Origin of the sequence: Deinococcus alpinitundrae (assembly GCF_009982895.1) — a bacterium.
In the GTDB taxonomy this organism is placed as follows: domain Bacteria; phylum Deinococcota; class Deinococci; order Deinococcales; family Deinococcaceae; genus Deinococcus; species Deinococcus alpinitundrae.
Genome location: NZ_WXZL01000007.1, coordinates 152,149 through 168,571 on the forward strand (window position 1 = coordinate 152,149; position 16,423 = coordinate 168,571).

Below are 16,423 nucleotides of genomic sequence, written 5' to 3' on the forward strand. Positions count from 1 at the left end.
CCCTGCCGCACTCAAAGCGGCATCTACAGAGGAGCATGGACGATCAGCGGTCAACGCCCGCTGGGTGGGAGGGCACACAGGTTCTTGAACTCCAGAGTAAGCGCCTGCGCGGCGAATTGGAAGATTCGTCGACACTCCGAATGGGGGGAAAATGACTCCAAATCCCTGTCAAACGGCACGCCCTCCTTTTCATTTGAAAGGAGAGACGCTAAACTTGCGGGATGAAGACTTTTGGCGGCACGCTGGACTCGCTCGACCAGCGCATTTTGCAGGAAGTTCAGGAGGATGCCCGGCTCTCGATGCGCGAGTTGGGCCGCCGGGTCGGGCTGTCGGCCCCCGCGGTGACCGAGCGGGTGCGGCGGCTGGAAGATAGCGGCGTGATTCTGGGCTACGGCGCGCGCATTGCCAGCAAACCACTGGGCCGCGCCATCACCGCCTTTGTGGGTGTGCGCGACAGCGGCAAACGCGACCCCGAACTCCTGCGCTGGGCGCAAAAAAATGACGGCGTGCTGGAGTGCCATTCGGTCACCGGCGATAATTCCTGCATCCTCAAGGTGGCGCTGCCGGATGTAGCGGCGCTCGAAGACCTGCTTGGCGACCTGATCCAGATGGGCTTTACCTGCGACACCTCCATCGTACTGAGCACGTCGTTCCTACGAACTCGCCTCACGATACCGGGCAGCAAGCCTACAGCGGGTTGAGGCTCAGCGTCAGCTCTCCCCCACTGCCCAGCACGCCGCGCAGGTTTAAGGCCTCGGCCACGTCCAGCAGGTCTGCACAGCTGAGCGCGTGCCCGACGGCCGCCTGCACAGCGGCGAGGTCAGCTGGAGCCTGAGCAGTGGGCGCTTCCAGCACACTCAGGGCTTCCCGCTCCCGCTTGAGGGCAGCGCGGCGCTCGGCGTACTCGGGCGCGGTGTAGGCTCCGGCGTCGTAGGCGGCTTCCAGGCGGCTGAGCTTCCGGTCTATGGCCGCGTGCATGGTCGCCAGGTCAGGCGCAGCTGGGGCCGGCCGCTGGACCAGCTCGGCGAGCGAGGCCGGGTTCTCCCTGGCTTCTTCCAGAATGCCCCGCACAAAAGCATGAACCGACGCCGCCGGGTAGAGCTTGCGGTGGGTGCAGGTACGCTCGGCGTTGCAGCGGTCGGCGCAGCCGTAGTAGTGGTAGGGCCGATTGGCCTTGATGGTGGTGTTCCCACCGATGGCCCGCCCACACTCGGCGCAGGTGAGGCGACCTTGCAGCGGGTACACGTCCGATCTGCCCCCGCGTCTGCCGGTGTTGAGGCTGCGCCGTGACATGGCGTCCTGGGCGGCGGCCCACAACTCAGGACTGACCAGCGCTTCGACCTGGCACACAGCCTTGACGCGGCCGCGGCCGCCGCTGCGCCGCCCGTACTGGTACTGGCCTTTGTAGGTGGGGTTTTGCAGCAGCGACCGCAGGCGCGACTCGCCCCACGCCGCGCCGTGCCGGGTCCGCACGCCCCTGGCCGTCAGATCAGCCACCAGCATCCGCGCGCCCACATGGATGATCTGCTGGTACATGTAGACGACCCAGGCCGCTTCCGCCTCGTCCCGCACGCCCTGCCGCCAGCCGTAACCGTTGAGGCGCTGGACGGGCGAACCGCCCTGTACCTTGCTGACCCGTGAGGCTTCCAGCCGCTTGGAGATGCGCCGGTGGTCGACATCGGCGAACAGACTGCGGATGCCGAACTGCATGCTGCTCGATTCGTCATCGAGATCGATCAGCCCCATGTCTGCCGAGTGCAGCTCGAGTCCCGCTTCGGCCAGCTCACCCAGCACGCCGTATGCGATCGGCACGCGGCGGGCCAGCCGGTCCACTGAGGAAATGATGACCGCCTGGTAGCGCACGGCCTCGGTCAGTAGCCGGTCGAGCGCCTCGCGCCGTGCCGCCGTGCCGGTAATGGCGTCTTCGTAAGTCTGCACGATGTCGAGGCCCAGGCGTGCGGCGTAGCGCTGGGCGGCCTCGCGCTGTACCTGGGGGCCGAACTTCTCCAGTTGCGGACTGGTGGAGACGCGGGCGTAGAAGGCAGCAGGCTTCATGACATGATCTCCCAGGGAAAACGGCAAACCTGGCCGCGTTGGGCATGAAGCTCAAGTGCGACAGGTGCGGCGACCGGCACATCAGCAGCCGCAACACCAAGCCCGGCGACCCCTGCCTGATCGAAGACGGCAGCGGCGAACGCACCTGCACCGATGGGCGGTACATGGCGGTGGCCCAGTGAACCCCGAGCAGCTAGCGGAGATCGAAGCGCGCCTGCATGAGCACGGGCACCTGGGCCGGGCCGACAGTATCGCCCTGATCGGCGAGGCGAGGCGCGCCCTGAGCGTGCCGGGAATCGTGGAGATGATGAATGACGCGGGGCGCGAGTTTGACCGGCTCATCGCCACTCCGCCCACCAGCAGCGCCCAGGACCAACTGGAGCAGGTCTGCGTCGCCATCTGCGAGGGCCGCGCCACCTACCGCGAACTGGCGGACACCGAGCAGATGCTGACACTGGCCGGTGCCCAGTGATCCGCTACCTCGCCAGCGGCCTGGCCGTGGCGCTGTTCGTCGTGGTCTGCCTGCTGCTGCTCTTCATCAACGGCGAGACGGGCGGCGGCCTCCAGTAACCCCTCGGGAGGGCTGGCGCATTCCCTTAATCACGCCAAGACAGTCCGCTGACCTCTCGCCTCACCACCGCCCAGCGACCACTGGCACAGCGCCGACCACCGACGGGCCACAAGGAGAACCAACATGCCGATCAAGATGCAACCCAGCGCAGGCCGCAGCAGTGACGACACCAACCGCTTCGAGGGCGATCCCGGCACCTACGTTTTCACTCTGCAGGAAATCGTTATTGACCAGGGCAGCGAGTATGAGGACAAGTCCCAGAAATACCCTCAAGCGCGGTTCGTCTGGGCGGACGCGGACGGTGACACCTTCAGTGACTCGTTTATCCGCATTCCGCTGGGCTTCAAGCTCAACGACAAGGCCAAGTGGACCAACCGCCTCAGCGCCCTGGTGGGCCGCCCTTTGACGGACGAAGACGCGCACCGGCTCAGCATCGACATCCGCGACGGCATCGAGAACTACGACGATCTGGATGATGCGGTCACCGACGTTCTGGATAACGGCCGGCCGGCCTTCTTTAAAGTCAAGGCGCTGACTTTCGACGGCGAGAGCCTGTTCGGACGCCAGGCACAGCTGACCTTGGGCGTGAATCCCAAGGGCTACAACACCTGCGCCGCCGCTGGCGCTTCGCCGCTGCCCAGCGCGGGCGGCAAGAAGAAGAAGGCCGCCGCAGTCGAGGCGGAGTCTGGGCAGCTGCTCGACCCGCCACCCGCGCAGCGCCGGAACGCCACTACAGAGCCGGAATTCGGCTACTGACCCAAAACCGAAGCCCCGCCGTGCTGTGCCGGCGGGGCGGGGCTTCGTCCTACTTGAGGTGCCAACATGTTGACACAGCAGTACACCGGCAGTAAAGGGGCGGCGGGATGAATCCCGACACCGCCCGCTTTTTGTCTTTTTTTCCAGGCCAGCAGACGTTCCAGACCTTCGCTGACCGCAAAGACGACCCGACCCTGGCGCGCATCGAGTACAGCACCGATGCCTTGGTGGGGCTGAACGAACGCGGTGCGGGCATCTTCCTGATGATCAACGAAGGCGACGGGGCCGGGCGCAGCAACGACAACGTGACACGCATTCGGGCGTACTTCAGCGACTTCGACGGGGCTGAGCTGCCCAGCACCTGGCCGCTGGTCCCGTCGACCATCGTCGAGAGCAGCCCCGGCAAGTTCCACACCTACTGGCTGCTCTCGGAGTCGCCAGAGCTGAACAACGTCGAGTTCAACCGCCAGCAGGAAGCCATCGCCAAGGCTGTCGGCAGTCGACCCAACGACTGCAAGGGCCTGAGCCGCGTGATGCGGGTGCCGGGCTTCACCCACCACAAGAATGGCGCGGTACCGACTCGTCTGCTTTGCGCCCCTGGGCATCTCTACGCCCTCGCCGATATTGCCCGCGCCTTTTCCCTACCGGCTGCCCCAGCTGCCCCCAGCGTGGCGTACACGGCCCCGCGCAGCAGCACCGGGCGGCCAAGTCCGCAAAAGATCATGGAAGTGGTGCTCAGCCGCGCCGACATGCAGGAGGGACGCAACAACACCGCCTTCAAGCTGGCCTGTCAGGTCCGCGACAACGGCTATCCGCTGCATGAAGCCGAGAGCGTCATGCGCGAGTTCCAGAGCATCGTGGGCAGCAGCACCGACCCGTTCACGCTGCAAGAAGCCATGCACGCGGCCCGCAGCGTCTACCGCCAGCCAGCGCGGCAACCCTGGGCCGAGCTGACCCAGCGCGACCGGCCCGGCATGCGCGTCGGCAAGTCCGCCGCCGTGATGGGCGAAGACGGCAAGCCGCTTCCTCCCGGCAAGCGCAAGGACGGCGCGCCCACACTGGTCGAGCTGCGCGACCACTTCCTGACCTGGTGCCTGGAGCAAGGCCACATCTACAAGTTCCATCAGGTGTGGCGCAGCTGGTGGCAGTACCGCGCCGGGGTCTACGAAGAAGTGATCGACGAGGTGATGCTCCAGCGCCTTGACCTGGTGCTGCAAGCGAAGGGACTGTCTGACCTCGGCAGCGCCCGCCTGAAAGACGTGCTCGACAAGGTGGCCCGTGAGGAACACATCGGGGCGCTCGACGTCGATCTGGGGCCGTACCACCTGAATGTCACCAATGGCCTGCTCGACCTCGCCAGCGGCACGCTGCACGAACACTCGCCCGAGTTCTTCTCGACGATCCAGAGTGCCGCCAGTTACCGGCCCGGCGTGGTGCCTTACGAGTGGCTCGACTTTCTTTTCGAAGCCATTCCTGACGCGGCAGACCGGCGGCGCTTGCAGCAGTTCGCAGGCCTGTGCTTGACCGGCGACACCAGTCCGCAGCGTGCCCTGCTGCTGGTGGGCGAGGGCGGCACCGGCAAGTCAACCTTCACCCGCATCCTCTCAGCGGTGCTGGGCAGTCTGGCCACTGGCTCGGCGCTCGAGAACATCCGCGATGGTTCCTTTCTGGTGGGCACGCTGGTCGGGAAGCGCATGTGTGTGGTCAGCGAGTTGCAGCGCAACGTCGATTGGCTGCCGTTCAAGCGCATCACTGGCGAGGACAAGATCGCGGTGGACGTCAAGAACAAGACGCCGTACACCGTCAAGCTCGACACCAAGCTGATCATCCTCAGCAATACCATTCCGCTGCTGGGCGACGACGCCACCAACACGTCGCTGATGCGCCGCTTCCTTCCGGTCGCCTTTAACGTCAAGCCGGCCACGCCTGACCCCCTCCTGGAGGCCCGCCTGACCGCGCCGGACGAGCTGGCCGGAGTGCTCAACTGGATGATCGACGGGCTGCGTAGCCTCCAAGCCGGTGCGATGCAGTTCCCGGGTGACGGCCTGAACGATCTGACCCGCGAGATCGTCGAAGAGAGCAACAAGGTCATCGAGTTCCTGCGCGAATCCTGCGCGCCCAGCGGCGAGATCAAGAGCGGCGAACTCTACGCCGCTTACGAAGAGTGGTGCTTCAAGACCCGCCACCGTCCGGTCAGTTCGACCCGCTTCCCGCGTGACCTGATCGCAGCGGCGAAGCACTTTGGGAAAGAGGTTAAACGGGTCCGCGAGAGAGCCGGAACCACTTTTAACGGCATTGTCCTGGCCAGTCATCCCTACGACTGGGAAAAAAAGGAAGCCAAGTGAAAGACCGTGTTGCAGGTTGTGGCAGGTTCATTTCCAACCTGCCACAGAAAAACACCGTCCTACACATATCGGTTGCAGGTGTGGCAGGTGTGGCAGGTTATTTCTATACCTCGCATACACACGCGCACGCGCATGGAAGCAAGTCGAAAAAACCCTACATACCTGCAACACCTGCAACAGCGAGCGCCAGCACGGCGTTCAGCCTGTTGCAGGTTGCCTGCGAACCTGCCACCAACCTGCAACAGGGAGGCCAATAACATGCCGATCACCCCACAAGTGGCCCGCACCACCAGAAAGATCAACCTCGCCGCGCTCGATCAGCAGCTCCAGGCGGAAGCCGGTGAAGCGCAGACCAACGTGGTCGACCCGGACGAACTGGCGTTCCTCAATTACGTCTTCGTCGCCGCCCACTGCGGCCTGTACTGGATCAACGGCGACCCCTACACCTACAAATTCCCCAAAGGTTACGAAGCCCAGCGCCTGCCCCGGCTCTGCGCCTACCTCAAGCGGCTGGAATCCCAGGACGGGCTGGCGCTGTTCGCCGAGCGGGACAAGCAGGTGGACTTGCTGCGGACCCGTGCCTGGCCCGCCTACGCCGAGAGCTGCGCCAGCTACACCTACACCGGCACTGGCGGCACCCAGCTGGAGATGGGCTACGAGTGGTGCGGCATCGAAACGCTGACCACCGAGCAAGACGAAGACGCGAGGCCAGACACGCCGCCCAACGCCCTGCCGGTCTTCCACCACCCGGCCAGCGAGGACTTCCACCTGAACGCCCTAGCCGTCGTCTACCTCAACCGGATGTTGAAGCTGCCACTGCTCGACCTCGATGTCGCCCCGTTTTAAGGAGGGCCTGATTTATGAGTGAAATGACTTCTAATGACTCCCCACTTTCGGGAAATGACAGCCAGCCGAGCGCTATTGAAGTGCTGACGATGATGGCCGATCTCAAAGATGAGGTCACAAAGCACAGGTGGCAAGTCTGGCTTTACAGCCAAGGTCAGCTTGCGCCGCACCTCATTGCTGCAGGGCAGGAGCGCCGGGTGAGTCTTGAAGGCGCGCTCTACGCGCTCACGCCTGAATACCTCCGAGAACTGGCTGCCGCCCTTGCGCCAACAAAGGTGCAGCCATGACTGCAATCAGAACGCCCAGAAAGCTCTGCCGAGGCTCTAGCTTCGAGCCTCTTGGTTACCGAGAGCTGAGTAAAGCGGCGCAGGGAGGTGAATGGGACGGTCACATCGCACCCCCCTTCCACTCAATGACGTTGCCGATAGCGCCCACGGGCAACCGATCTCCGTCCAGAGACATTGCTGATTTCGTCCACGGCAAGATCCACTGCTGGGCCATGAGCAGGCAACATCAACTTACGGGCCAATTTATTGCGGTACATCGCTTGATCGGCCCGGTTCAGCGCGTCATCCAGCGACTCGAAGCGTTCCACGTCGGTATGACCGAAGCTGACCGAGAAGCCCAGAGCACCACTTACCCCCTGGCTCAAGATGCCCCCCAAAACGTTCAGTTGCCGTGTCATCTGGACCACCGGGCCGCTGAGCAGCAAGGTGAATTCGTCGCCGCCCAAGCGGCCGATCAGGTCCTTTGGCTGGGCAATTTCCTGAAGCAAGAGGACCAGATCTTTCAAATGCTGATCGCCGACTTGATGACCCTGTTGATCATTGATCACCTTGAAGCCGTCAATGTCCATGACCACCAGCACCGAGGAGGTTCCGACCTCGGCCTGACTCCAACAGCCGAACGCTTCCCACAGGCCGCGGCGGTTCAAGACCGAGGTCAGTGGATCGTTGTATGCCAAGGCGGTCATCTTGTGATGCAGTTGTTGAACTTCATGCTTTCGGCGGTCATCGTGCAAAATCCAGAATGCGAAGGTTCCACCAACCGAAAAGAGCAGAACAGAGAAGTACATCAGCAGATTGGGCACGTTCAGAGCGAAGACTGCTTCAGGATGCTTCCCGGAAGCAAGCATCAGCATCCTGGGCAAGCTCAGGACTTGAACCATGATCAGAACAGCGAAGTTGAACAGATAAGCACTGCGAAGGCCAGGGTGCGCGACGATGCGGCGGATGAACAACTGCACCAGCAACATGCTCTGCACAAGCAAGTAGCCTGTCACCAACAGATACCGGGCCGTAAGATTGTCGTAGACGGTCAAGGCGACCAGCATCAGCAACACCACCGCTGTGCTCACGAGTTGCCCCCACACCATCTTTTTGGTGGGCTGCTGACCACCGAAGCGCTGAAAAGCATCCACGAACAAGCCGGTTCCGATCATGACCAGGCCGTTTCCCAGCACGATGGACAACAACATGATCTGCGGCGTTCGGACGACACCGACCAAGAGACCCAGGACCAAGGCGGCATGGCCCACCGACCAGCTGCGCCAGCCAGGGTACGAGGGCCGAAGCCAGGCGATGCCCAACGTAAAAAGAGAGATCAGGGACGTGATGATGCCCAGGGTCCCAGAAAGGAGTGTCATGTTGGGAATGTGGGTCAGAGCAGTCTCCACAGCAGGTCTCCAGAGAAGGCGCAGAACGACCGCACCAGGTCTGGGCCGAGTAGAACACCTGAGAAGTTTCTAAAGTCTTACTTTAGGAAGTTCTTTTAATGTCTTTTTTTTGTCAACTTCGGCGCTTCCCCGTCATGGGCTTGAAGACGGATTCATGGTACGTGCTCGCCTTGGTTGCCAAAGACCCAGAGGCGCAGCCATGACCCGCCAAAAGATCGCCTCCGCGAGCGAGGCAGGGTGCTCAAGCGGAGGCAGAGGCGAGTCTACGCCTCTTGAGATCCGGCAGCAAAAAGCCTCCGTGAGCAGCGTCGCGTCGCGCTCAAACGGAGGCAGCGGTGAGTCTACACCCAAGAAGCGCGTAAATGGCAACCGAAAGGGCAAAGAGGGCGAGCGAGAATTCGCCCGCGCCCTCACCGACGCCGGGTTCCCCGCCACGCGCGGATAGCAGCACGCGGGCGGCTCAGACAGTCCGGACGTGCGCTGCCCCGCCCTGCCGTTCGTCCACTGGGAAATCAAGATCTACCGCGAGTGCCAGATGACCCGTCCCGCTCAACTCAGGGACTGGGAGGCGCAGGCCAGACGCGACGCGGGGCCGGAGAAGCTGCCGGTGATCGCGCACCGGTGGCTGCGCTCCGACTGGTGGCTGCGTGTCTTGCCGACCAGCGGCCGCGCTCCGTACTGGCAGACGCTTGAAGAGTTCCTGGCTGACGTGACCGGCAGTGGGCGGCTCGAATGAGCTACCGCTCCCGCAAACTCACCCGCGCCCTGATCGCCCAGGCGCAGCAGCCCCGCCCGGTGCCGGAGATCGTGTTCAGCCCCAGCGTCGGCGCGCTGGTTCCTCGACTGCCGGCTGCGCTGCTGCCACCCGTGATTCACGTCGATCCCTGGCGCAACTTCACTGACAGCCTCTACCCGCTGCTGTTCGTGATCGGGCGGCAACTTGGAGAAGAAGTTCAAGGCAATTGAGGTTCTGATCTGATTTGGCGCAGTTTAAGGACAAAGGGACCAAGGTGATCGATCTTTGCTTCTAGAACCACGTATGTTCCGGCTCTTCGGTCCAACGCGACTTGCTCACCTTCTTTCGGGGCCGCCTCGGATTTTTGCAGCCAGACAGTGATGTCTTCAAATGGGTTGTGGGAGATCTCCAACGTCTTCAGACGCCGCAAGGTAGCCATAGACAAGCTTAAACGACTTCTGCGGATGTCTAAGCTGGAATGTCTACTTTCACTTCGACCATGAAGTCGCGCAGCGAAACCCAAGCATGACCCTGACCCTGGAGGCCCACCTGATGACACAACCCAAACAGCGCCGTCGCTATGTGGCCAAGTCGCGCGGCATCAAACCACAGCCGCAGGGCCAGCTGGCGCGGCAACATGCCGAGGCCTGGTACCAAGCCCTCAACCGCTGAGAAGTTCGGATGGTGGTCAACCGGCTGCCCAAGATGAGTTATGCCCAGTACCGGCCCGGCTGGGAACCGGAAGGCACGATGGGCCAGGGCGGGCCGGAGAAGGCCACGGTGCTCCGAACGCCGATCGGCGAGGTGAGCGAAGTAGAGGTTGGGCGGTTGATCACCCGCATGGCCGAGAGTGGTGTGCGGGAAGCCCGCGCCGCTGGCCTGCTGCTCGAGCGCATCCGGAGCGGTAATGTTACGCCGCAGACGCTCCTCAGGGAGGACGGGCGCTGGCAACCCGATGCGCCACGTCATGCAGCCTACGCGGTGGCGGTGCTCACTCTCGCAATTCAGGTATGCGACGAACGCGCTGAGCAGTTTCTGCCCTACTGCCGGCAGGTTATGGAGCGTCCCGGTGTTGAAATTACGGTGGAATAAAGGTACTGTTTTGATAGAGTTCCACAAAAGTAAAAAATACAAGCGCCGCCGAAAGGTTGGCGCTTCTTTTGTTTAGGCAATCGTCCCACTTAGAGCGACTCGGTTCATCGAGTCGCCCAGCTGGAGCACCTTGTTCACTTAGAGTCGATCGATGTAGGTTTTGCCTGCTCTCAAGTAAACCTGGGGATGCCCTACATCACCAGCGAAAAGCGTGGTATTGACCAACTGTCCATCGACGTAAATCTCGATCATCGAAAGCTCCGGTTCCTCTTCAGCCAACAGGTGGCTTTGGATTTCGATCAATCGATCCTTATACCGGGCAGTGTCCATCACCATGAACCTATTCTCAGAAAAACGACATACTGAATTCTGATTCTCTCGAAGGATTAAGGCTCAGCGAGACCTGCTCGCTCAGCCGCTCCCAATAGGCAGCAGCCGGAGCGACGGCGACGGTGAGGACTGAGTTGCCCGTGCGGGAATCCAGGCGGAACGGCAACGGCAGCGAGCGGTGATAGCGGGTGCCAAAGCCCGATCCGGTTCGAATCCGGATGTTCCCACCAAAGGTATCAGGCTTAGAGACTCACCCTTTAAGCTTTTTGGCGAGAGCGATCGCTTTTTCCCTGCTGTCGACCCCTTGATCTTCAAGATCAAAAACGTACTTCCCGACGCCATTGACCGAAACGAAGTATTGCTCCGCCGAGCTCATCCCCGCTCCTGATCCGTGCCAGTTAATTCGACTACTCCTGACGGTGTACACCTTCGCGTCTTTATCCACTCCTCATCCTAAAGGAGGTGTTCGCACTCATGTTTGACAAGCCATCCAAGACCGCCGAGGAGCTGGGCGCGGCCCTACAGCTTTGCCACCGCAAGTTCGTCGAGACCTACTTCACCCGGTAAATGATTTCTATTTCGATGTCCAGCGCCGCAAGGAGACGGGGCAGTAACGGACTGGGGTTGATCGGGTGCTCCTCGTTAATGAGTCGCATCAGCATATTTTTGTGCGTTCCCATTCTGGCTGAAAGGTCATCAACATTGATTCCCTTCTTGTCAAGGGCGATTTCCACGGCGGCTTTGAAGCTGGATTCCTCGCTCATGGCCAGAGGTTAGTGCCCGTCACGGGCATTGATTGGAGTCCGATGAACACGAACACCCGCGAGAGCAAAGAGGCGAAGGCGAACTGGCGAGCATGGCACGGCATCCGGAAGTTTTACCTGCTTAGACAGGTGCGGGGAAGAACACTGATTTGTGGGCTCCTAAAGGAACTACTGAGCTAGTTTTACGGGCTGTTCTTGCGGGACTCCTGCTCATTGATTGAAGGCGTCGCAAGGTCTACCAACTCTTTAAGCATCGCGTAGGAGAAATGCCTAGCCTGCTTCGTTTTGAACTTATGTCCCTCAATCTCCCCACACAAGTACCGCTGCTGTGAAGTATCAACCCACGCGGTCACGATCACGCCTTTACCCAACAAGAATTCAAGTGAGGTGAATTCATCAGGCTTGCCGCCGCTTTGCTCAGTAAGTTCTTGGCGCAACTGCTCCATGCGGATTTCCGATTCACTCATCCCCCAGAGTACTTCAAGATGCATAAGCCACAGACCTGCTCCCGCCAGTGGCCCAAAACGATCCATCCAACCAAGTCGGTCAGTTCCTGCGAGCGTTGACGAGTGGCAGCGTGAGGTTTTGCAACTCCACGGTCATGGCAAACGTAATTTCTCGTTGAAGCTGCGTTTCGACCATCTCCCCATCAAGTTCCGCCCGTAGTTGATAGCGCATCTGATCATCAGCCCAGCACGTCACCCGTACGCCCCAAGCCTCTAAAGCGTTGAGCGCGGTCAGTGATAAGGCGTTGCCGCCGTCAAACCCGGTGAGCTGTTGTCTCACAGTGCCCATATCAATTTGCCACTTGTCCATTCCCCAGACTACCAAAGGAGGCGACCGCATCTGTGACCTGAATGGTTCAACCTGCCTGCATTACGGGAACTCATGGCTGTGACACTTTTGTCACCATGACCCGTTAAAGTACGAAGTGCCATGACTCACCTTCAACTTGAGGAACTTGTTTCTTACTTTTTCTATCGCCAGCCTCAAAATGAAAAACAATTCACCCAGTTGGATTTCCTCCGGCTGGTGGAGGAAATCGGGTTAGAGACTGCGAACGAGTTTCGGGTCGTGATCGCTCGCGAGATTGCTGAAGGTCATAGCCCGCACGTGATCCAAGCTCTGCTGGCTGCGTAAACCCAATTCGCTTGTCCAACCGTCCTGAAGAGGGCGGTTTTTGTTGCCCCAGGAGGTGACCGCACCCATGCCCGACGCCAACCCGAAGATCGCTGAGGAGCTGGGCGCGGCCCTCCAACCTCGCCACCGCAGGTTCGTCGAGCGTAACGAAAGAGCGCATTAAAGAACCCTGCACCGCGACTCGGGGCGCAGTTGCTACCGTTTCTGGGTGCAGACCATGACGATTGACGCCCGGAAGTTCAAAGACCCCCGCCTCCTCGATCTACAGGAACTGCTTTGGGATAAAGACATCGAGAAAGCGCTGATGCTCAGCGACCCCGAGCGTTCGGATCCGGGCCAATCGAATGCCGACTTCATACGCGAGGCCGCTGAGCAACTGGGCCTTGATCCTCACAGCAGCCTGAGCGTGATCGAATCAGCCCTGGAAGAAGAGTGGCACAGCAAACTCGTGGTGATCTGGTTGGACCACACTGACATTGTGTACATCCCGACCGATCACTTCGCCGACTTCGAGCCCTACGGCGGCGAGATCACCGAAGCGTAACCTTCCAGCCGTGCCCCGGCGCTGAGCCGAGGGCCGCGCTCGAGATGTTCCCTCGCCTTGCCCTGAGGATAAATAGAAGGATAAGGCTGAGTGTAGGAACGCCCCTCCTTCGCTTCAGCTCCAAACCACTCAAAATCGGCACACTACAGCTCGAAACGCGCCGTAGTCCTAGTCGCTGTTTGGAGGATCCCCTTATGAGTGAAAACGACTTTGTCCGCCTTTCCGATCTGACCCGTGATCAGAGCTATGACACCAGCGCCGAAGGTGTCTACGATCCAACTGGTGATACCGCCTACGGCACTAACGGCGAGCGAATCGGCACCGTTCGAGACGCCTTAGTAGAGTACGACACGGGCCTCATCCGCTACTTTCTGATTGACGCCAATTCCAAGCAAGTCCTGATTCCAGTCGGTAACGCCCGAATCGATGACCAGGGGGTGTATTTCGATCAGCTCACCACCGAACAGGTGGGGCGGATGCAGACCTACAGCTTCGAAGAGGGCTACGGTCCAGCAGCGCAGGAAGCAGACGAGCGCGTGCTGCGTGGAGCGCAGACGACTGAAGCAAGCGGGGAACGCGTTCTTCATGCTGCCCAGACCAATGTGCAGGCCACATCACCCGACATTCAGGATGAGGCCCAGACCAGCTACCGTGAGCAAGCACTGCGTACGCCAGACAAATTGCGGCTCCTCGAAGAGCGCTTGGTGGTGAACAAAGACCGCTTTGTGGCTGGCAGTATCGAGATCAGCAAGCACGTCGAAACCCGCCAGGAGCAGGTCAATGTGGCTTTGCAGCGTGAGGAGGTTGTCATCGAGCGTCATCCGGTCGCTGAGACTCGCGTTGCTGCTGAGGGCGTGGTGCTGGGCTCAGCAAGTGAGACGATTCAGGTGGATCTCGAAGCTGAGCGTGCCAAGATCGGGAAGGAAGCGTACGTTACGGAAGAGATCGGATTGGGCAAGCGCACCGTGACGGAAAACCAGACAGTGACGGAAACCGTCGGCCGAGAGGTTCTGGACGTGACGAAGACGGGCGAAGTTCGTGTGGAAGGCGATCAGACTTCCATGACCAATCCCAAAACGACTTCCTAACGTCTTAAGTAGCGGCTGCTCCTTCTTTCCTCAGCAGGTATTGAACGAGGAGTCACCCAGTCCTGAGAGAGCTTAGCGTCCGCTGAGTGTGGAGATGAATGACATATTGATCACCACGCTCAGCATTTGTGATCCTTAATGAGCCTGCGCACTGAACTGGCCCTCGCTTGCCTGCGGGGGCTTTTTCAAGTAGTGAGGGGAAACACGCCGCCAAAGTTGAACACCCGTGCCCCGGCGTGGAATTATTCGCTGAAGATTTGCCACATCCTTACCCTACTCCTAGGAGGTGACCCCGCCCATGACCGACGCCAATCAAGAAACCGCTGAGGAGCTGGGCGCGGCCCTCGCCACAAAAGAAAATGATTTAAGCAGCTTGGGAGGAATGAGGAGCTGAAACTAAGTCTCTTTAGGTGCGACATCAATGAGGGGCTGAAGTAAAAAATACGCTCTTGAGGTATTTAGAAGAAAAAGACGCGCTGACTCTCTTTTGATGGAAATATCTCTAAAATCTTCTATTTTCTGCCGAGCCAGTTCATGATCTTCTTCTTTGGGCCTTCCTACGCGAGAATCTTTCGCAACAACTTCTCGATTTGTTTCATCAACCTCGAACCGTACGCCTAACGCTTGGAGTTCGTTGAGTTTCTCGACGGTGTATTCGTCAACGCTTAGCAGATTCATCAGTTTGATGTTTTCCATCCCCCACCCTACTCCCAGGAGGTGACCGCGCCCATGACCGATACTTCACCCAAACACAAGACTGCCGAGGAGCTGGGCGCGGCCCTCGCTTCGAAGCACCGGCAGTTTGACGACATCGATCTCAAGTACAGTTCCACCCACTGCGAAGGCTTGTGCGTGTGACGCCACCGTGACAGCTCGCCGGTACGCTGGTGTTATCCAAACAATCAACCGAGTGAAGTTGACGGTATCCCCCGCGATTGTGGGGGCTTTTTCGTGGCTGACCACTGCATCATCGCTCATCCAACGCAACGTCCTGCTGTGCACCTTCGACACGAAGCCTGAACTTCTGTGTCAGAACAGCCGTTCATTCATTAACGTTAGATAAAATTCCAAAACAATTTCAAAATGAACCTTCCTGAAAGCAGCTACGTATCTCTAAATAAGACCGGTCAAGAAATTTTATAAAGCCTATCCAAATGTCAGACACCCATTCAAAGCTGTCGAAAGAGACGCAGCTTTGGCGTCAGGAGGCCTCATCGTATGATTTTCCCCAGTTCATCCAGAATGTTGCTCGCCAGTTTGGCGCTCACAGCTTCCAGCAGCTTGGCCCAGAATGCCAGTGACATCACGCCGCCGCCCTCAGCCATTGGCTCAAATATCAGCCAGGATTATCAGGGACCAGCGCCCTCCAGCTTTCAGAAAGAACTCGTCGGGCCCCTGCTACTGCTCAGGGCGGGCAAAGTCAGCAGTGACGGCAAGAGCGTGACGTTGCCGCTCTACAAAGGCCAGATGAAAGATGGTCGCTCGGTGTGGTACATCCTGACCGACACCGACGATCAGGGCAACGCCAACGCGCTGGGCCTCAACTACTCGTCCAAACTCACCTACGGCAATACGGCACGCTCAGCCCGTCCCGCCAAACTGGAAAAAGACGGCAGCTTGACCTTTTCACGCGGCACCGTGAATTTTGCGCCCAAGCACGCCGTTACCCCTGGCGACGCTCCGGATTTCTTTCCGCCCAAAGCGTTTCAGCCTGGCGGCGTCGGGGACCGTGATTACAGCCCGATCATTTCGATCACCAACGCGGGTGGCCACATCTACAACGCGCCGATTGTGGCTTTCAACGTCAGTGCCGCGCAGATCAACAACTGTGATGGCGGCGTCAACCATGACCTTGTGCATGACAAAGTGCTGAAGATTTGCCCCGACGACCAGACTGTGACGCTGGCCCTGACGCCAGGTTTCAGCTTTGGCAAACCGGTCTCGTACCTGAGCATGGAAGCCAGTGACCCTGCCGTGGCGTCCATTGAGAATGTGACCCTTGCGCCGGGGCTGCAAGACACCCTGGTGGGCCGAGACGACGGGGCGTTCAGCGCAGTAGAGCGCCTCTTTACCACCGTCAACGGGCCGATGGGCTTGGACAACCCACAGCGCCAGGGTCTCAACAGCGCGCTGGGCGACAAGGCTCCGGACGGTCCCCTCAATGTTCTCGGCGGCATTCCGACCGTCGCTACCGATTACAGCCCGCTGTGGGACGTGAATGTGGGCGTCTGGACGGCGGACGCGGTGAACAAAGGCTACCGCTCACGCATCATCGACGAGTTCCAATACCTCTCGCTGGTGCAGAAAGGCTTCATTACCGGCCCTGGCGGCACGAAGTTCGGCTCCAGCGGCGTGGTCGTCAATTGTCCCATCGTGATGCGCATGCTGTAGGCCGTATTTTTCAGGAGCTGCATCTTTTACTAGCAGCGCCCCCAGCCCCAGCACCCGCAGACGCGAGGCTGGGGCTTTGCCATGCACGAA

Annotated in this window: 25 protein-coding genes; 17 read left to right on the forward strand and 8 right to left on the reverse strand. The window is 60.0% G+C overall.

All coding sequences use genetic code 11. The features are described 5' to 3' along the window. Nucleotides 1–221 precede the first annotated feature (221 nt). Nucleotides 222–701, forward strand: a complete 480-nt coding sequence (locus GUI70_RS08695) for an Lrp/AsnC family transcriptional regulator (RefSeq protein ID WP_161881909.1) — start codon at nucleotides 222–224, stop codon at nucleotides 699–701. Here the strand turns inward: GUI70_RS08695 and GUI70_RS08700 are convergent. Further along, nucleotides 688–2,055, reverse strand: coding sequence for a recombinase family protein (locus GUI70_RS08700; protein WP_161881910.1), 1,368 nt, complete (start codon nucleotides 2,053–2,055; stop codon nucleotides 688–690). The two genes, GUI70_RS08695 and GUI70_RS08700, sit on opposite strands and share 14 nt — an antisense overlap. A gap of 44 nt (nucleotides 2,056–2,099) precedes the next feature. Between GUI70_RS08700 and GUI70_RS08705 the strand changes: the two genes are divergently transcribed. From GUI70_RS08705 to GUI70_RS08735, 7 genes are all read left to right on the forward strand, one after another. Next, nucleotides 2,100–2,237, forward strand: a complete 138-nt coding sequence (locus GUI70_RS08705; protein ID WP_161881911.1) for a hypothetical protein — start codon at nucleotides 2,100–2,102, stop codon at nucleotides 2,235–2,237. Beyond that, nucleotides 2,234–2,527, forward strand: coding sequence for a hypothetical protein (locus GUI70_RS08710; RefSeq protein WP_161881912.1), 294 nt, complete (start codon nucleotides 2,234–2,236; stop codon nucleotides 2,525–2,527). The genes GUI70_RS08705 and GUI70_RS08710 overlap by 4 nt, the downstream gene beginning before the upstream one ends. 222 nt (nucleotides 2,528–2,749) lie before the next feature. Then, nucleotides 2,750–3,382 carry a hypothetical protein gene (locus GUI70_RS08715; RefSeq protein WP_161881913.1) on the forward strand — a complete coding sequence of 211 codons (633 nt, stop codon included), beginning with the start codon at nucleotides 2,750–2,752 and terminating at the stop codon, nucleotides 3,380–3,382. A gap of 107 nt (nucleotides 3,383–3,489) precedes the next feature. Then, nucleotides 3,490–5,727, forward strand: coding sequence for a phage/plasmid primase, P4 family (locus GUI70_RS08720; protein ID WP_161881914.1), 2,238 nt, complete (start codon nucleotides 3,490–3,492; stop codon nucleotides 5,725–5,727). After that, nucleotides 5,724–5,984, forward strand: coding sequence for a hypothetical protein (locus tag GUI70_RS08725; protein WP_161881915.1), 261 nt, complete (start codon nucleotides 5,724–5,726; stop codon nucleotides 5,982–5,984). The genes GUI70_RS08720 and GUI70_RS08725 overlap by 4 nt, the downstream gene beginning before the upstream one ends. 1 nt (nucleotide 5,985) lies before the next feature. Further along, nucleotides 5,986–6,573: a hypothetical protein gene (locus GUI70_RS08730; RefSeq protein WP_161881916.1), complete on the forward strand. Its 588-nt coding sequence runs from the start codon at nucleotides 5,986–5,988 to the stop codon at nucleotides 6,571–6,573. A 14-nt stretch (nucleotides 6,574–6,587) separates the two neighbouring features. Continuing rightward, a complete protein-coding gene (locus tag GUI70_RS08735) occupies nucleotides 6,588–6,860 on the forward strand; it encodes a hypothetical protein (RefSeq protein WP_161881917.1) in 273 nt (90 codons plus the stop codon). Between the two features lie 122 nt (nucleotides 6,861–6,982). Here GUI70_RS08735 and GUI70_RS08740 read toward each other — a convergent pair whose 3' ends face one another. Then, a complete protein-coding gene (locus tag GUI70_RS08740; protein WP_161881918.1) occupies nucleotides 6,983–8,248 on the reverse strand; it encodes a GGDEF domain-containing protein in 1,266 nt (421 codons plus the stop codon). 475 nt (nucleotides 8,249–8,723) lie between these two features. On the opposite strand from GUI70_RS08740, the gene GUI70_RS24290 reads away from it, so the two are divergent. The 4 genes from GUI70_RS24290 (at nucleotide 8,724) to GUI70_RS08760 (ending at nucleotide 10,076) form a co-directional block, all read left to right on the forward strand. Next, nucleotides 8,724–8,984: a hypothetical protein gene (locus GUI70_RS24290; protein ID WP_237724797.1), complete on the forward strand. Its 261-nt coding sequence runs from the start codon at nucleotides 8,724–8,726 to the stop codon at nucleotides 8,982–8,984. After that, the gene (locus GUI70_RS08750) at nucleotides 8,981–9,214 is read left to right on the forward strand and encodes a hypothetical protein (RefSeq protein WP_161881919.1); all 234 of its coding nucleotides are present in this window, start codon (nucleotides 8,981–8,983) and stop codon (nucleotides 9,212–9,214) included. Before GUI70_RS24290 ends, GUI70_RS08750 begins: the two co-directional genes overlap by 4 nt. 295 nt (nucleotides 9,215–9,509) lie before the next feature. Further along, a complete protein-coding gene (locus tag GUI70_RS08755) occupies nucleotides 9,510–9,656 on the forward strand; it encodes a hypothetical protein (protein ID WP_161881920.1) in 147 nt (48 codons plus the stop codon). Nucleotides 9,657–9,689: 33 nt separating this feature from the next. Further along, entirely contained in the window at nucleotides 9,690–10,076 is a 387-nt protein-coding gene (locus tag GUI70_RS08760; RefSeq protein ID WP_161881921.1) for a hypothetical protein, read from the forward strand. 138 nt (nucleotides 10,077–10,214) lie between these two features. On the opposite strand, the gene GUI70_RS08765 is transcribed toward GUI70_RS08760, so the two are convergent. From GUI70_RS08765 to GUI70_RS08780, 5 genes are all read right to left on the reverse strand, one after another. Then, complete coding sequence (locus GUI70_RS08765; RefSeq protein WP_161881922.1) at nucleotides 10,215–10,412, reverse strand: hypothetical protein; 198 nt, start codon at nucleotides 10,410–10,412, stop codon at nucleotides 10,215–10,217. A gap of 244 nt (nucleotides 10,413–10,656) precedes the next feature. Further along, nucleotides 10,657–10,782 carry a hypothetical protein gene (locus GUI70_RS24965; RefSeq protein ID WP_272952862.1) on the reverse strand — a complete coding sequence of 42 codons (126 nt, stop codon included), beginning with the start codon at nucleotides 10,780–10,782 and terminating at the stop codon, nucleotides 10,657–10,659. 175 nt (nucleotides 10,783–10,957) lie between these two features. After that, nucleotides 10,958–11,170 carry an XRE family transcriptional regulator gene (locus GUI70_RS08770; RefSeq protein WP_161881923.1) on the reverse strand — a complete coding sequence of 71 codons (213 nt, stop codon included), beginning with the start codon at nucleotides 11,168–11,170 and terminating at the stop codon, nucleotides 10,958–10,960. A 182-nt stretch (nucleotides 11,171–11,352) separates the two neighbouring features. Next, nucleotides 11,353–11,703: a hypothetical protein gene (locus tag GUI70_RS08775; protein WP_161881924.1), complete on the reverse strand. Its 351-nt coding sequence runs from the start codon at nucleotides 11,701–11,703 to the stop codon at nucleotides 11,353–11,355. Nucleotides 11,704–11,716: 13 nt separating this feature from the next. Next, complete coding sequence (locus tag GUI70_RS08780; RefSeq protein WP_161881925.1) at nucleotides 11,717–11,986, reverse strand: hypothetical protein; 270 nt, start codon at nucleotides 11,984–11,986, stop codon at nucleotides 11,717–11,719. 120 nt (nucleotides 11,987–12,106) lie between these two features. On the opposite strand from GUI70_RS08780, the gene GUI70_RS08785 reads away from it, so the two are divergent. From GUI70_RS08785 to GUI70_RS08795, 3 genes are all read left to right on the forward strand, one after another. After that, nucleotides 12,107–12,310: a hypothetical protein gene (locus GUI70_RS08785; protein ID WP_161881926.1), complete on the forward strand. Its 204-nt coding sequence runs from the start codon at nucleotides 12,107–12,109 to the stop codon at nucleotides 12,308–12,310. 217 nt (nucleotides 12,311–12,527) lie between these two features. Then, on the forward strand, nucleotides 12,528–12,854 hold the full coding sequence (locus GUI70_RS08790) for a hypothetical protein (RefSeq protein WP_161881927.1): 327 nt from the start codon (nucleotides 12,528–12,530) through the stop codon (nucleotides 12,852–12,854). Nucleotides 12,855–13,048: 194 nt separating this feature from the next. Continuing rightward, nucleotides 13,049–13,942 carry a DUF2382 domain-containing protein gene (locus GUI70_RS08795; protein ID WP_161881928.1) on the forward strand — a complete coding sequence of 298 codons (894 nt, stop codon included), beginning with the start codon at nucleotides 13,049–13,051 and terminating at the stop codon, nucleotides 13,940–13,942. Between the two features lie 396 nt (nucleotides 13,943–14,338). On the opposite strand, the gene GUI70_RS08800 is transcribed toward GUI70_RS08795, so the two are convergent. Beyond that, the gene (locus GUI70_RS08800; protein ID WP_161881929.1) at nucleotides 14,339–14,638 is read right to left on the reverse strand and encodes a hypothetical protein; all 300 of its coding nucleotides are present in this window, start codon (nucleotides 14,636–14,638) and stop codon (nucleotides 14,339–14,341) included. A gap of 33 nt (nucleotides 14,639–14,671) precedes the next feature. On the opposite strand from GUI70_RS08800, the gene GUI70_RS24970 reads away from it, so the two are divergent. Next, nucleotides 14,672–14,800, forward strand: coding sequence for a hypothetical protein (locus tag GUI70_RS24970; RefSeq protein ID WP_272952863.1), 129 nt, complete (start codon nucleotides 14,672–14,674; stop codon nucleotides 14,798–14,800). Nucleotides 14,801–15,160: 360 nt separating this feature from the next. After that, a complete protein-coding gene (locus tag GUI70_RS08805) occupies nucleotides 15,161–16,333 on the forward strand; it encodes a hypothetical protein (protein WP_161881930.1) in 1,173 nt (390 codons plus the stop codon). Nucleotides 16,334–16,423: the final 90 nt, after the last annotated feature.

Coding starts and splice junctions, on each gene's coding strand:
- GUI70_RS08705 (WP_161881911.1), top strand. CDS start 2,100: ATGAAGCTCAAGTGCGACAGGTGCGGCGACCGGCACATCAGCAGCCGC.
- GUI70_RS08720 (WP_161881914.1), top strand. CDS start 3,490: ATGAATCCCGACACCGCCCGCTTTTTGTCTTTTTTTCCAGGCCAGCAG.
- GUI70_RS08750 (WP_161881919.1), top strand. CDS start 8,981: ATGAGCTACCGCTCCCGCAAACTCACCCGCGCCCTGATCGCCCAGGCG.
- GUI70_RS08790 (WP_161881927.1), top strand. CDS start 12,528: ATGACGATTGACGCCCGGAAGTTCAAAGACCCCCGCCTCCTCGATCTA.
- GUI70_RS08770 (WP_161881923.1), bottom strand. CDS start 11,170: ATGAGCGAGGAATCCAGCTTCAAAGCCGCCGTGGAAATCGCCCTTGAC.
- GUI70_RS08715 (WP_161881913.1), top strand. CDS start 2,750: ATGCCGATCAAGATGCAACCCAGCGCAGGCCGCAGCAGTGACGACACC.
- GUI70_RS24970 (WP_272952863.1), top strand. CDS start 14,672: ATGACCGATACTTCACCCAAACACAAGACTGCCGAGGAGCTGGGCGCG.
- GUI70_RS08760 (WP_161881921.1), top strand. CDS start 9,690: ATGAGTTATGCCCAGTACCGGCCCGGCTGGGAACCGGAAGGCACGATG.
- GUI70_RS08785 (WP_161881926.1), top strand. CDS start 12,107: ATGACTCACCTTCAACTTGAGGAACTTGTTTCTTACTTTTTCTATCGC.
- GUI70_RS24965 (WP_272952862.1), bottom strand. CDS start 10,782: ATGAGCTCGGCGGAGCAATACTTCGTTTCGGTCAATGGCGTCGGGAAG.
- GUI70_RS08755 (WP_161881920.1), top strand. CDS start 9,510: ATGACCCTGACCCTGGAGGCCCACCTGATGACACAACCCAAACAGCGC.
- GUI70_RS08765 (WP_161881922.1), bottom strand. CDS start 10,412: ATGGTGATGGACACTGCCCGGTATAAGGATCGATTGATCGAAATCCAA.
- GUI70_RS08735 (WP_161881917.1), top strand. CDS start 6,588: ATGAGTGAAATGACTTCTAATGACTCCCCACTTTCGGGAAATGACAGC.
- GUI70_RS08730 (WP_161881916.1), top strand. CDS start 5,986: ATGCCGATCACCCCACAAGTGGCCCGCACCACCAGAAAGATCAACCTC.
- GUI70_RS08775 (WP_161881924.1), bottom strand. CDS start 11,703: ATGGATCGTTTTGGGCCACTGGCGGGAGCAGGTCTGTGGCTTATGCAT.
- GUI70_RS08700 (WP_161881910.1), bottom strand. CDS start 2,055: ATGAAGCCTGCTGCCTTCTACGCCCGCGTCTCCACCAGTCCGCAACTG.
- GUI70_RS08795 (WP_161881928.1), top strand. CDS start 13,049: ATGAGTGAAAACGACTTTGTCCGCCTTTCCGATCTGACCCGTGATCAG.
- GUI70_RS08800 (WP_161881929.1), bottom strand. CDS start 14,638: ATGGAAAACATCAAACTGATGAATCTGCTAAGCGTTGACGAATACACC.
- GUI70_RS08780 (WP_161881925.1), bottom strand. CDS start 11,986: ATGGACAAGTGGCAAATTGATATGGGCACTGTGAGACAACAGCTCACC.
- GUI70_RS08695 (WP_161881909.1), top strand. CDS start 222: ATGAAGACTTTTGGCGGCACGCTGGACTCGCTCGACCAGCGCATTTTG.
- GUI70_RS08805 (WP_161881930.1), top strand. CDS start 15,161: ATGATTTTCCCCAGTTCATCCAGAATGTTGCTCGCCAGTTTGGCGCTC.